We start from the raw sequence: 14,680 nt of genomic DNA on the forward strand, positions 1-14,680 counted from the left end.
ATGAAAAAAATAATAGTAATATGTTTATTGGGAGTTTTAACTTTTTATAATTGTGAAGATGTTATTCAAGTTGAATTAGAAACTTCAGAACCGAAATTAGTCATTGATGCTTCTTTAGGATGGATTAAAGGCACTAGTGGCAACATGCAAGAAATTAGATTAACCCTGACATCTGGTTTTTTTGATACCATAATACCTCCAGCTAGTGGTGCAATTGTTACTGTAACGGATGAAAATGATAATACCTTTAATTTTATTGAAAAAGATGCTACAGGGAAATATAGAAATCAAAATTTCAAACCCCTTCTAAATAATTCATACACATTAAATATAGATTATAATAACGAAATATATACTGCTACTGAAACATTAACACCAGTAGTACCAATTGAATCGGTTGAAGAGCGAAAAAACGTTGGTTTTGCTGGAGATGAAAAGGAAATCAGAGCTTTTTATACAGACCCTAAAGGTGAAAGAAATTTTTATTTGTTTGAATTTATAAATCCAGATACAGGGATTAGAAACAACGAACTGTATGATGACGAATTTACCGATGGTAATAGAACATTTGGAGTTTATTTTGATGACGATTTAAAAACAGGAGACACGTTAATTATTGCTAATGAAGGTATTTCTAAACAGTTTTTTGAATATGTAAATATACTGCTCCAGCAAATTAATATTGAAGATGGAGATCCTTTTGAAACCCAACCTGCTACCGTTAGAGGAAACTGTGTAAACATAACAAATCCTGACAATTTTCCGCTAGGTTATTTTAGAGCATCCGAAGCTTCTATTTTTATTCATACCATTGAATAAACACTCTACTCATCAGACAAATTATATACTGTTTACATTAAATTTTATGTACTTTTGAAGCATGAATTTTATAAAAACTACAGAGCAAGATTCTAATCATAACCATCTGGAAAAGATGTCTATTTCAGAATTGCTAAAAAACATTAATGAGGAAGATAAAACTGTACCAAATGCCGTTGAAAAAGCTTTGCCACAAATTGAAGCCCTAGTTGAACAAATTGTTAAAAAACTTAAAATTGGCGGTCGCTTATTCTATATGGGTGCTGGTACAAGTGGTCGATTAGGAATTTTAGATGCCTCAGAATGCCCTCCTACCTTTGGAGTATCGCATGACTTGGTTGTTGGCTTAATTGCCGGAGGAGATTCTGCCATTAGAAAAGCAGTAGAATTTGCTGAAGACTCTACAACCCAAGGTTGGAAAGATTTAGAAGCATACAATATCAGTTCCAAAGATTTTGTTGTTGGTATTGCTGCATCAGGTACCACTCCTTATGTTATTTCTGCTTTAGAAGTTTGTAATAAAAACAACATAATTACTGGATGTATAACTTGCAATAAAAACAGTCCACTTTCCAATGTTTCCAAATTCCCTATTGAAGCAGTTGTAGGTCCAGAATTTGTAACTGGAAGCTCAAGAATGAAAGCAGGTACTGCTCAAAAATTAGTACTGAATATGATTACCACTTCTGCAATGATTCAGCTAGGTCATGTAAAAGGGAATAAAATGGTAGACATGCAATTAAGTAATAATAAGCTTGTAAACAGGGGTGCCAAAATGATAATGAAGGAAATAAATGTTTCTGAAGAGGAAGCATTAAAATTACTAAACCAACATAAGAGCGTGCGTGAAGCCGTTAATAACTTCAATAATGGAAATAACCAATAGAACAAATAAGGAAGTTCTTGCAAAAGGAATTAAACTCATGGGAGTATCATTAGCTTGTATGTTCTCAGGACCAACGCTTATTTACATTTCGCAAACAAAATTAAAAACCCCAATAGATACTATTATATTAATCTTGGCAATAATAATTTGTGGTATGGCTATCTTTTTAGGATTTAAAGGCATAAATACAATTCTAGATAGCATATTTAAAAAGAAGTAAATTCTTTTTAAGCAATTCAATGTCAGTTCGAGTGATTTTTTTAAAGAAAAATTGTATCGAGAACTAATTATTCAGCCGAAACATGCTTAGGCGTGGTAGGGTTATAACCAAACTCAGTATCATCAATTACAATTCCTAAACTATCAAAAATATAATTAATAATCGCATAATGGTGTATAGTATGACTGTTCGCTTGTGCCAATAATGAACCATAAGTATACGGAATTTCAGTTTTACCCAATCCTAAATCATCAATTACAAACACTATTTCATTAATATCAAATGCTTTAGCACATAACCTCCCAATTATTAAGCTTAAATAATCTTGAGCACATCCACAATCTGATTCTACATCTTTATTTCTACTTCTTGCAGTTAAATCTACTTTGCTTTCAGAGTTTAAGCTGAATATACAATCGTAAAAATCTAAAATATGCCTAATATGTGTCCCTATACTTGAATGATAAGGCGGAACAGAAGCATCACACAATTGCGTATTGGATAAATTATCTAATAAAACTTGGGATTTTTGTAGTGTTTTAAGAGTAGATTGGATGATAATATTCATGGATACTAAATTAACTAAATAATTTGAATTTTTTAGATGATTGTACGTTTAGTCTAAACACTCTAAAATCCTTACATAAATTAAAAAATTTGTCATTATGAGGAGCGCTAAAGCGCGACGTGAGAATCTCTCTATCATTTTCAGAGTAAAATAAAACCAATCTCCACACACCTCCAATATTATCAAATATCATTTGGAATTTGACAACACATTCACCACCAAACGCAACTCTCCATAACTAAACTTATCATCCAATTGATGTTTTAAATCCGATAAATTTTCAAACTTCTTTTTGGAATAATCGCTTTCAACTCTTCATAATGGTCAGTAGACATCAAATCAGTAATTCGTACTTCACCAGTTGGCATAAAGCTAGCCAAATGCCCAATAATTGTATTCGTATTCAACTCCCGCTCGTCAGCAATCTCTTGAACTGATTTTCCAGATTGAAACAATCCCAACGATTCCTTTTTAGTATCACCCTTTTGTCGCTTAGGCTTCTTTGGTGTATCAAAAATCTCTACTTCAGCCGAAGTTTCAATATCATGCTCATCACAATACGCTTTTATCACTTTCAGAATAGCAGCACCATATTTTTCAACACGGGTTTTTCCCATACCATTCACTTTTAATAACTCTGCTTTATTCGTCGGCAAAGTTTCGCACATTTCATACAACGTTTTTTGTGCAAAAATCTGATAATGAATCAAATCTTTCTCTTGAGCAATATCATTTCTCAACATTCGAAGTCGTTCAAACAACTCCACATTACTGGTGCCTTCAACAACTGCTTTTCTAAGTTTTTTAGGCTTTTCCTTTCCATTAAAGACAGATTTAGCTCGTAACTCCAAAAATTGTTTCGCATTAAAATCACCAGTCAAACCCTTAAAGTATAATTGCTTAGTAGTCAGTAACTCTTCAAAGTTGTCTAGGTTTTTAGTTATATCTGTGCCAACAGCATTATTATCAGTAGTAAAACCAAACTTTTTTAATGGTGTTACAATCTTAGTTTCAGCTTCAGCTTTAAAATAAGCAATCGCTTTTTTAAATCGTTCTTGAATCACAGTACTTTCTTCTGCTAAACCTTCACTTTCCGAAAGTTGCTTCAATTGTACATTAAACCCATTAGCAACTTTTAAAAAGTTAGCAATAGTATCTTTAATGGTTACAAAAGTGGTTTCAATAGGCCCTTCAACCACAGTTCTATTCTTATAATAAATATCTAAAATCCTATTTGCAGGATATAGCAACGGATAAAAATCAAACACTTCAGCAATTAAATCCAATTGGAAGTTTTTTTCTGAAGCTTTTAAAACAGTTTCATCTGGCTCATTTTCTTCCGCATTCTTATTAAATGAAATCACATTCGCATCACTAATAATTTGGTTGGAATGAATTTTACTCTTCAAAACCAAACCTTCCAAAGATTTACATCTACTCAACGCCACATAAGTTTGCCCATGCGCAAAAGCACCTTGCGCATCAATAATAGCCTTTTCAAAGGTTAAGCCTTGACTTTTATGTATGGTAATACTCCAAGCCAAACGCAACGGAATTTGCGTATAACTTCCAATTTTTTGCTCAGTAATAGCCTTTGTATCAGCATCTACAGAATAATTAATATTCTCCCAAATCTCTGGCGTTACGTTAATATTAAAATCATCATCCGGACAATTTACCACCACTTCATCCCTATCCAACAGAATTACTTTTCCTATTTTTCCATTAAAATAACGCTTCTCTGGATTGCTATCATTTTTAACAAACATTACTTGAGCACCTACTTTCAATTCCAAAGATGCAGCATTTGGATAAGCATACTCAGGAAATTTACCATCCACTTCAGCCTTATAAGTTTGTATTTTGGTTTTCAACTTATGTAACTCCTCCTTGTTAGTTGCCTCTGCCTTATTATTATGCGTCGTTAATGAAATATAACCCGCATCAGGCTCAGGCGTAAAATCTGGGATATATCGTTTATTTAATTCTTTAGCCGCAACTTCAGTCAACGCATTATTCCGAATCTGATTCAATATTTCAATAAATTTCGGATTATCCTGTCTGTAAATATGTTTTAACTCAATACTAATGGCATCACATTGTTGGTAAGCTTTACTGCTAAAAAAGAAACCATTCTTATAAACATGTTTCAACAACTCCCATTCCTGTTCTTTAATAACAGGCGATAATTGTTGTAAATCGCCAATCATCAAAACCTGCACACCTCCAAACACCTTATTTCTATTTCTAAAACGGCGTAACGTTTTATCAATACCATCCAACAAATCGGCACGCACCATACTAATCTCGTCAATCACCAACAAGTCCATCGACTTAATAATATTAATTTTCGTCTTGCTAAATTTTCTATTAAAACCTTTCGAAGCATTCAAATCTGTATCAGGCAAAATAGGACCAAAAGGCATCTGAAAAAAAGAATGAATAGTTACACCTTTAGCGTTAATAGCAGCAACACCTGTAGGTGCAACAACTACTAGGCGTTTTAAGCTATTCATTTTCAAACGGTGTAAAAACGTAGTTTTACCAGTACCAGCCTTACCTGTTAAAAAAATAGATCTACTTGTATTATTAACAAAAGCCCATGCTAATTCTAGTTCTTTATTTTCTGCCATTAATTACCTTAAAATTTAGAGGTTTAAGATAATAATTTGAATAATTTTTTGAGTGGGTTTTCAAATTTAAAATTAAAAGGAATACAGCAAATAGCTGTCAGGTATTTTTAGCTTATTCAATAAAAAGCAAAAAAATCCTGATTCTAACGAATCAGGATTAAAAAAGGCAACGACCTACTCTCCCACAAATGTAGTACCATCGGCGCAAATGGGCTTAACTTCTCTGTTCGGAATGGTAAGAGGTGAGCCCCATCGCTATAACCACCTTAAGTTATAGCTGCTCGCTATTGGATATTACTCCTTAAGCATACAGCGTCCCGATAAGCTCGGGACAAATATCTTAACATATTGAATAAAGTACATGATTTGTAATAACTATTGAACTTATAAAAAAACAGGCGTACAATAAGCCTATGGGTTATTAGTACTACTTGGCTATGACATTACTGCCTTTACACCTATAGCCTATCAACGTGGTCATCTTCCACGACCCTTTAAAGAAATCTCATCTTGTGGTGGGTTTCGCGCTTATATGCTTTCAGCGCTTATCCCTTCCGAACGTAGCTACTCTGCAATGCCGCTGGCGTGACAACAGATGCACCAGAGGTTCGTCCAACTCGGTCCTCTCGTACTAGAGTCAGATCCACTCAAATTTCTAACGCCCGCTGTAGATAGAGACCGAACTGTCTCACGACGTTCTGAACCCAGCTCGCGTGCCACTTTAATGGGCGAACAGCCCAACCCTTGGGACCTTCTCCAGCCCCAGGATGTGACGAGCCGACATCGAGGTGCCAAACCCCCCGTCGATATGAGCTCTTGGGGGAGATCAGCCTGTTATCCCCGGCGTACCTTTTATCCTTTGAGCGATGGCCCTTCCATGCGGAACCACCGGATCACTATGCTCTACTTTCGTACCTGATCGACTTGTAGGTCTCTCAGTCAAGCTCCCTTATGCCATTGCACTCTACGCACGGTTACCAAGCGTGCTGAGGGAACCTTTAGAAGCCTCCGTTACTCTTTTGGAGGCGACCACCCCAGTCAAACTACCCACCAAGCACTGTCCCTTCAGAAGAAGGTTAGACTCTAGATAAGCAAAGGGTGGTATTTCAACAATGACTCCACAACGCCTAGCGACGCCACTTCAAAGTCTCCCACCTATCCTACACATTACTTATCCAAAACCAATACTAAGCTATAGTAAAGGTGCACGGGGTCTTTTCGTCCCACAGCGGGTAATCGGCATCTTCACCGATACTACAATTTCACCGAGCTCATGGCTGAGGCAGTGTCCAGATCGTTGCACCATTCGTGCAGGTCGGAACTTACCCGACAAGGAATTTCGCTACCTTAGGACCGTTATAGTTACGGCCGCCGTTTACTGGGGCTTCATTTAAGATCTTCGAAGTAAACTTCTAAACCCTCCACTTAACCTTCCAGCACCGGGCAGGTGTCAGGCCATATACGTCATCTTTCAATTTAGCATAGCCCTGTGTTTTTGATAAACAGTCGCCTGGACCTTTTCAACCGCGGCCACCCCAAAGGGTGGCGACTCTTCTCCCGAAGTTACGAGTCTATTTTGCCTAGTTCCTTAGCCATGAATCTCTCGAGCTCCTTAGAATTCTCATCCCAACTACCTGTGTCGGTTTAGGGTACGGGCCGCTTCTCTTGCTTTTCTTGGAAGTCGATTCTCTGGATTATCACCGCAGCCGAAGCCTTAGTGTACTATCGCGGTATTACTACTCGCTTCAACGTACTATTCCGTCAGTACGCACCAAATATTCGCCTCCGTCACTTTTAATGAGAGCGGGTACAGGAATATTAACCTGTTGGCCATCCACTACCCCTTTCGGGTTCGCGTTAGGTCCCGACTAACCCTCAGCTGATTAGCATAGCTGAGGAAACCTTAGTCTTTCGGAGTGCGGGTTTCTCGCCCGCATTATCGTTACTTATGCCTACATTTTCTTTTGTAGCTTCTCCAGCATGTCTCACAACACACCTTCGACGACACTACAATGCTCCCCTACCGATATTTCTATCCCATAGCTTCGGTAATATGTTTATGCCCGATTATTATCCATGCAGAACCGCTCGACTAGTGAGCTGTTACGCACTCTTTAAATGAATGGCTGCTTCCAAGCCAACATCCTAGCTGTCAAAGCAGTTCCACCGCGTTTTTTCAACTTAACATATATTTTGGGACCTTAGCTGATGGTCTGGGTTCTTTCCCTCTCGGACATGGACCTTAGCACCCATGCCCTCACTGCTGATTAACATTTTATAGCATTCGGAGTTTGTCAGGAATTGGTAGGCGGTGAAGCCCCCGCATCCAATCAGTAGCTCTACCTCTATAAAACTATAAATCAACGCTGCACCTAAATGCATTTCGGGGAGTACGAGCTATTTCCGAGTTTGATTGGCCTTTCACCCCTACCCACAGGTCATCCGAAGACTTTTCAACGTCAACCGGTTCGGTCCTCCACCTGTATGTTACTACAGCTTCAACCTGCCCATGGGTAGATCACACGGTTTCGCGTCTACCACTACTAACTAAAGCGCCCTATTCAGACTCGCTTTCGCTACGGATCCGCACCTGAAGTGCTTAACCTTGCTAGCAACGGTAACTCGTAGGCTCATTATGCAAAAGGCACGCCGTCACAGCTTGCGCCGCTCCGACCGCTTGTAAGCGTATGGTTTCAGGTTCTATTTCACTCCCTTATTCAGGGTTCTTTTCACCTTTCCCTCACGGTACTAGTTCACTATCGGTCTCTCAGGAGTATTTAGCCTTAACGGATGGTCCCGCCAAATTCACACAGGGTTTCACGTGCCCCGCACTACTCAGGATACCACTATCGCCATAAGATTTACCTTTACGGGACTATCACCCTCTATGGTCTGTCTTTCCAAACAGTTCTAATTCATCTTAATTTGAATATCGTGGTCCTACAACCCCAATATTGCCGTAACAACATTGGTTTGGGCTAATCCGCGTTCGCTCGCCGCTACTTACGGAATCACTTTTGTTTTCTTCTCCTCCGGGTACTTAGATGTTTCAGTTCTCCGGGTTCGCCTCCTTGCGGATACTATATCTTCAATATAGTGGGTTGCCCCATTCGGATATCTGCGGATCAATTCGTATGTGCCAATCCCCGCAGCTTTTCGCAGCTTATCACGTCCTTCATCGCCTCTGAGAGCCTAGGCATTCCCCATACGCTCTTTTGTAGCTTATTGTACTTTTTGCTTTTTTAATGAGTTTATTATAAATACCAAAACGATTTGATATCTATAATATGATTAATTAGATATCGCTCGTGGTGATTCTAATTAATCCTAATTATTACTTTAATAAATTAAACTATGTCTAATCTATTTTCATGTATCTTTTTTCAATATGTCAATGAACTTTCTTCAGTTGGCAGTCTCAGTATTGAGTTAACAGCAAAACTGCTAACTGTTAACCGTGACTGGTTACTGATTCGTGGAGAATATCGGAGTCGAACCGATGACCTCCTGCGTGCAAGGCAGGCGCTCTAGCCAGCTGAGCTAATCCCCCGTTGTCGATTTCAGATTGCTGAATCTCGATTAACGATTGTTGATTTCAACTCAACTTCTAAAATTTCCTGTATTTAGTATAGTAGTCTCAGGCAGACTCGAACTGCCGACCTCTACATTATCAGTGTAGCGCTCTAACCAGCTGAGCTATGAGACTCTACTAAATCTTTATTTTAAATTAACAGCAATGAGAATAAACTATTTTTCATAATAGTTATAGATACTTAATCAGTCGTCTTTCTCTAGAAAGGAGGTGTTCCAGCCGCACCTTCCGGTACGGCTACCTTGTTACGACTTAGCCCTAGTTACCGATTTTACCCTAGGCCGCTCCTTACGGTGACGGACTTCAGGCACTCCCAGCTTCCATGGCTTGACGGGCGGTGTGTACAAGGCCCGGGAACGTATTCACCGGATCATGGCTGATATCCGATTACTAGCGATTCCAGCTTCACGGAGTCGAGTTGCAGACTCCGATCCGAACTGTGATAGGGTTTATAGATTCGCTCCTTCTCGCGAAGTGGCTGCTCTCTGTCCCTACCATTGTAGCACGTGTGTAGCCCAGGACGTAAGGGCCGTGATGATTTGACGTCATCCCCACCTTCCTCACAGTTTGCACTGGCAGTCTTGCTAGAGTTCCCATCTTTACATGCTGGCAACTAACAACAGGGGTTGCGCTCGTTATAGGACTTAACCTGACACCTCACGGCACGAGCTGACGACAACCATGCAGCACCTTGTAAATTGTCCGAAGAAAAGTCTATCTCTAAACCTGTCAATCTACATTTAAGCCCTGGTAAGGTTCCTCGCGTATCATCGAATTAAACCACATGCTCCACCGCTTGTGCGGGCCCCCGTCAATTCCTTTGAGTTTCATTCTTGCGAACGTACTCCCCAGGTGGGATACTTATCACTTTCGCTTAGCCACTGAGCCGAAGCCCAACAGCTAGTATCCATCGTTTACGGCGTAGACTACCGGGGTATCTAATCCCGTTCGCTACCTACGCTTTCGTCCATCAGCTGTCAATACATTATTAGTGATCTGCCTTCGCAATTGGTATTCTATGTAATATCTATGCATTTCACCGCTACACTACATATTCTAACCACTTCATAATGATTCAAGATAACCAGTATCAAAGGCAATTTTACGGTTGAGCCGCAAACTTTCACCTCTGACTTAATTATCCACCTACGGACCCTTTAAACCCAATGATTCCGGATAACGCTTGGATCCTCCGTATTACCGCGGCTGCTGGCACGGAGTTAGCCGATCCTTATTCTTACAGTACCGTCAAGTTACTACACGTAGTAATGTTTCTTCCTGTATAAAAGCAGTTTACAACCCATAGGGCAGTCTTCCTGCACGCGGCATGGCTGGATCAGAGTTGCCTCCATTGTCCAATATTCCTCACTGCTGCCTCCCGTAGGAGTCTGGTCCGTGTCTCAGTACCGAGTGTGGGGGATCCCCCTCTCAGGGCCCCTACCTATCGTTGCCATGGTAAGCCGTTACCTTACCATCTAGCTAATAGGACGCATACTCATCTTTTGCCGTAACCTTTAATACAATGTTCATGAGAACTCTGCATACTATGAGGCATTAATCCAAATTTCTCTGGGCTATTCCTCAGCAAAAGGTAGATTGTATACGCGTTACGCACCCGTGCGCCGGTCGTCATCAGAATGCAAGCACTCTATGTTACCCCTCGACTTGCATGTGTTAGGCCTGCCGCTAGCGTTCATCCTGAGCCAGGATCAAACTCTTCATCGTTAAATTTTTAAGTCTTATATGACTTATTTGCTTAACAACTAATTAGAATCTCTAGTACTCAAAATGGTCTATTCTCTTTGTTGATTTTTATCGTTTCCAATTAAAATCTTACGCTGTCAATTCAATATGTTTATGAACTTATTTCTCTCTTTTCTTAACTCGTTTCCTCGTTAAGCGGGTGCAAATATAAAACCCTTTTTTTATTCCCACAATACTTTTAAATCTTTTTTTTGAAAAAAAATCTTAACTCCTTTTCTTTAATCTAAATCGTATTTTATAAGAACTTCGCTTTTCAACTTTACTGCTGTTTTTAGCGGCTGCAAACATACTATCCTTTTTTAGTTCCACAATGACTTTTTTTGCCTTTTTTTTATCTTTTTTTAAACACGCTTTTAACTCCCTCTTTTTCTGTTATTTATAGAGAAAACTTTTATTAACAATACTGAACCTTAGTGGAGTATTATGAGAGTCTGTGGATATATTAGACTCGATTTTATGGTCTAGAGCTCACTAACGGTAGTGGGGTGACAAAAGTTGCCCTGCTTTTTTGCTCACACCAAGGCGCCAAGGCACAATGATATCTTGATGGTTTAACTTATTCCTTAATATATGTACCTAAAAAAACTTTATGTTCATTTTGACTTGATGCACTACTCTCTATTATGTAATAATATAGATAATCGCTGAACTTATATTGAAAATAGTTTTTATAAAATTGCACACGCTAGGAATAGTAGTGGAAAGCCCACAGCATGACAAACGACGTGCGAAGACTTGAAGCGGATAGCTAGACCCTATAGGGAGTAACCAATTAAAAATTATACTTATATATATATTGTGTGGGTTTGTTTATACTATTATCTTTGCAGCTTGATTTTAATTTGATTTATGATACATATTACTTTGCCCGATGGGACTGTGAAGACGTTTGAGGAGAACGTTACCCCTATGGATGTTGCAAAAAGCATTAGCGAGGGTTTTGCTAGAAATGTGATTTCGGCTAATTTTAACGGTACTACTATTGAAACTGTTACGCCTTTGACTACCGATGGCTCGTTGGTTTTATATACTTGGAGAGATGATGATGGAAAGAAAGCGTTTTGGCATTCTTCGGCACACGTTTTAGCACAGGCTATTGAGGAATTGTATCCGGAAGCCAAATTGACTATAGGTCCAGCTATTGAGAACGGGTTTTATTATGATGTTGATTTTGGTGATGCTGTAGTTTCTGAAAAGGATTTTAAAACTATTGAAACCAAAATGTTGGAGATTGCCCGTGGAAAACATGATTTTAATTTGAGAGCGGTTTCTAAAGCTGATGCGTTATCCTTATATAAAGGTAATGAGTTTAAGACGGAATTGATTGAAAATCTAGAGGATGGTACGATTACGTTTTGTGATCATAGCTCCTTTACAGATTTGTGTCGAGGTGGACATATTCCTAACACCGGAATTATAAAAGCGGTTAAAGTTTTAAGTGTTGCTGGTGCTTATTGGCGTGGTGATGAAACTAAACCACAGTTAACCCGTGTTTATGGTATTTCTTTCCCAAAACAAAAAGAGCTTACTGAGTATTTAGCAATGCTGGAGGAAGCTAAAAAACGTGACCACAGAAAATTAGGTAAAGAATTGGAGCTTTTTACGTTTTCGCAAAAGGTAGGACAAGGCTTGCCTTTATGGCTACCTAAAGGCGCCGCTTTACGTGAGCGTTTAGAAAATTTCTTGAAAGCTGCACAGAAAAAAGCAGGGTATGAAATGGTAATTTCTCCACATATTGGACAAAAAGATCTTTATGTGACTTCTGGACATTATGCCAAGTACGGCGAAGATAGTTTTCAGCCTATTAAAACACCCAAAGGAAGATGAGGAGTTTTTGTTGAAACCAATGAATTGTCCACACCATTGTGAAATATACAAAAGTGCACAATGGAGTTATAAGGATTTGCCAAAACGCTATGCTGAATTTGGAACTGTATATAGGTATGAGCAAAGTGGAGAGCTACATGGTTTAACTCGAGTAAGAGGTTTTACGCAAGATGATGCGCATTTGTTTTGTATGCCGGAGCAATTGGATGAAGAGTTTAAAAACGTCATTGATCTTGTTTTGTATGTGTTTGGATCATTAGGTTTTGAGAATTTTACGGCTCAAGTTTCTGTAAGAGATCCTGAAAATCCCGACAAATATATTGGTGATGTTGCAAATTGGGAAAAAGCTGAACAAGCTATTATCAATGCTGCGGAAGATAAAGGTCTGGATTATGTAATTGAAACTGGCGAGGCTGCTTTTTACGGGCCGAAGTTAGATTTTATGGTGAAAGATGCTCTAGGAAGACGCTGGCAATTGGGAACAATACAAGTAGATTACAACTTACCAGAACGTTTTGAATTAACGTATAAAGGTAGTGATAACGAGTTACACCGCCCTATTATGATTCATCGTGCACCCTTTGGAAGTATGGAGCGTTTTGTGGCATTATTATTGGAACATACTGGAGGAAACTTCCCTATTTGGTTAATGCCAATTCAGGCTAAAATATTATCTCTGAGTGAGAAATATGAAAAATACTCCGAAAAAGTTTTAAATTTGCTTGAAAATGACGAAATTCGCGCCCTTGCAGATCACAGAAGTGAGACGATAGGAAAGAAGATTCGTGAAGCTGAAATGCAGAAACATCCCTATATGCTTATCATTGGAGAGCAAGAGGAGAAAGAAAATAAAATTACTGTGCGAAAGCATGGTGGCGAAGATTTAGGAATGATTTCCATTGATGAGTTCGCCAAAATTATAAAAGAGGATATTAGTAAAACGTTAAAATCGTTCTAAATAAAAGTTTAATTAAAAAATAGATAGCCATAGCAATTAGAAGAAGAAGGCAACCCAATAGAAGGGTTGTACAAGAGGATAAGCATAAGATTAACTCCAAAATTACAGCACAAAAATTACGTCTGGTTGGAGATAACGTAGAAATTGGTATTTATACCAAAGGAGACGCTATGAGAATAGCTAACGAACAAGAGTTAGATCTTGTAGAAATTTCTCCAAATGCAGATCCGCCTGTTTGTAAGGTTATGGATTATAAAAAGTTTCTTTACGAACAAAAGAAACGTGACAAAGCTTTAAAAGCAAAAGCTACTAAAGTTGTTGTTAAAGAAATTCGTTTTGGTCCGAATACTGACGATCATGATTACGAATTTAAAAAGAAGCATGCTGAAAAGTTCTTAAAAGAAGGTGCAAAACTGAAAGCTTTTGTGTTTTTAAAGGACGTTCCATCATATTTAAGGAGCAAGGTCAAATTTTATTATTACGTCTTGCTCAAGATTTAGAAGAGTTTGGTAAAGTTGAACAAATGCCAAGACTTGAAGGAAAAAGAATGACAATGTTTATTGCTCCTAAAAAGTAATAACATTCAAAATAATTAAGCGAAATAATTAAAACTAGGAGAAGAAAATGCCTAAAATGAAAACAAAATCTAGTGCTAAAAAGCGTTTTAAGCTTACAGGTACTGGTAAAATTAAAAGAAAGCACGCTTTTAAGAGTCACATCTTAACAAAGAAGTCAAAAAAGCGTAAGCTTAAGTTAACTCATGATGGTTTAGTACACAAATCTGATGAGGATAACATTAAAACAATGTTACGTTTAAAGTAATATTCGTTTTAATCGGTTAAAACAATTTATAAACCCTGGAGTTAGGCAAAATTAAAAGTGTTGATTTATTAACCGCCTACTACAAAAAACAATTAAAATTATGCCAAGATCAGTAAATTCTGTAGCAAAAAGAGCCAGAAGAAAAAGGTTCTTAAACAAGCAAAAGGTTACTTTGGACGTCGTAAAAACGTTTGGACAGTAGCAAAAAATGCGGTTGATAAAGCGATGCAATACTCGTACAGAGACCGTAGAAATAAGAAAAGAACATTCCGTGCTTTATGGATCACGCGTATTAACGCTGGAGCCAGAGAACATGGTTTATCTTATTCTCAATTTATGGGTGCATTAAAAGCTAATAATATCGAATTAAACCGTAAGGTTTTAGCCGATTTAGCTATGAATAACCCAGCAGCTTTTAAAGCTGTAGTTGATAAAGTAAAATAAGGCGCTTAGCCTATTGTAAAACATATTATTCGCTTAATAAAAAATCCGATTCGTTTGAATCGGATTTTTTTGTTTTATAAAGTTGTTTTATATGCTTTACAAATCTTGAAATTAATTATATTTGCTCACTCAATTGAAGTTACTACA

The 14,680-nt window shown here is 38.1% G+C and carries 6 protein-coding genes, 2 tRNA genes, 3 rRNA genes and 3 pseudogenes; 7 read left to right on the forward strand and 7 right to left on the reverse strand.

Translation table 11 applies throughout. The features are described from left to right. The 3 genes from AC0L5U_RS06405 to AC0L5U_RS06415 all read left to right on the forward strand — a co-directional run bounded on the left by AC0L5U_RS06405 (position 1) and on the right by AC0L5U_RS06415 (position 1,925). Entirely contained in the window at positions 1 to 819 is an 819-nt protein-coding gene (locus AC0L5U_RS06405) for a DUF4249 domain-containing protein (protein WP_473415336.1), read from the forward strand. 61 nt (positions 820 to 880) lie between these two features. Beyond that, complete coding sequence (murQ, locus tag AC0L5U_RS06410) at positions 881 to 1,705, forward strand: N-acetylmuramic acid 6-phosphate etherase (RefSeq protein ID WP_473415337.1); 825 nt, start codon at positions 881 to 883, stop codon at positions 1,703 to 1,705. Then, positions 1,689 to 1,925, forward strand: a complete 237-nt coding sequence (locus AC0L5U_RS06415; RefSeq protein ID WP_473415338.1) for a DUF6095 family protein — start codon at positions 1,689 to 1,691, stop codon at positions 1,923 to 1,925. The genes murQ and AC0L5U_RS06415 overlap by 17 nt, the downstream gene beginning before the upstream one ends. A gap of 67 nt (positions 1,926 to 1,992) precedes the next feature. Here the strand turns inward: AC0L5U_RS06415 and AC0L5U_RS06420 are convergent, their stop codons facing one another. From AC0L5U_RS06420 to AC0L5U_RS06450, 7 genes are all read right to left on the reverse strand, one after another. Continuing rightward, positions 1,993 to 2,493, reverse strand: a complete 501-nt coding sequence (locus AC0L5U_RS06420; protein WP_473415339.1) for a hypothetical protein — start codon at positions 2,491 to 2,493, stop codon at positions 1,993 to 1,995. A gap of 263 nt (positions 2,494 to 2,756) precedes the next feature. After that, positions 2,757 to 5,126 carry an HRDC domain-containing protein gene (locus AC0L5U_RS06425; RefSeq protein WP_473415341.1) on the reverse strand — a complete coding sequence of 790 codons (2,370 nt, stop codon included), beginning with the start codon at positions 5,124 to 5,126 and terminating at the stop codon, positions 2,757 to 2,759. A gap of 161 nt (positions 5,127 to 5,287) precedes the next feature. Then, a 5S ribosomal RNA gene (gene rrf / locus AC0L5U_RS06430) occupies positions 5,288 to 5,395 on the reverse strand. 132 nt (positions 5,396 to 5,527) lie between these two features. Then, a 23S ribosomal RNA gene (locus AC0L5U_RS06435) occupies positions 5,528 to 8,354 on the reverse strand. 248 nt (positions 8,355 to 8,602) lie between these two features. Beyond that, a tRNA-Ala gene (locus tag AC0L5U_RS06440) sits at positions 8,603 to 8,676 on the reverse strand. Positions 8,677 to 8,758: 82 nt separating this feature from the next. Next, positions 8,759 to 8,832: transfer RNA gene (locus AC0L5U_RS06445), tRNA-Ile, on the reverse strand. 89 nt (positions 8,833 to 8,921) lie between these two features. Next, positions 8,922 to 10,443, reverse strand: a 16S ribosomal RNA gene (locus AC0L5U_RS06450). Together the 16S, 23S and 5S rRNA genes with 2 tRNA genes alongside form the textbook arrangement of a ribosomal RNA operon. Positions 10,444 to 11,331: 888 nt before the next feature. Between AC0L5U_RS06450 and thrS the strand changes: the two are divergent. The 4 genes and pseudogenes from thrS to rplT all read left to right on the forward strand — a co-directional run bounded on the left by thrS (position 11,332) and on the right by rplT (position 14,533). Next, a pseudogene (gene thrS / locus AC0L5U_RS06455) lies at positions 11,332 to 13,267 on the forward strand (threonine--tRNA ligase). 35 nt (positions 13,268 to 13,302) lie between these two features. Then, positions 13,303 to 13,844, forward strand: a pseudogene (gene infC, locus AC0L5U_RS06460) (translation initiation factor IF-3). A 47-nt stretch (positions 13,845 to 13,891) separates the two neighbouring features. Then, positions 13,892 to 14,089, forward strand: a complete 198-nt coding sequence (gene rpmI, locus AC0L5U_RS06465) for a 50S ribosomal protein L35 (protein ID WP_045468309.1) — start codon at positions 13,892 to 13,894, stop codon at positions 14,087 to 14,089. Between the two features lie 100 nt (positions 14,090 to 14,189). Beyond that, positions 14,190 to 14,533: pseudogene (gene rplT / locus AC0L5U_RS06470) on the forward strand (50S ribosomal protein L20). Positions 14,534 to 14,680: the final 147 nt, after the last annotated feature.

This window comes from Jejuia sp. G7-7 (assembly GCF_055808955.1).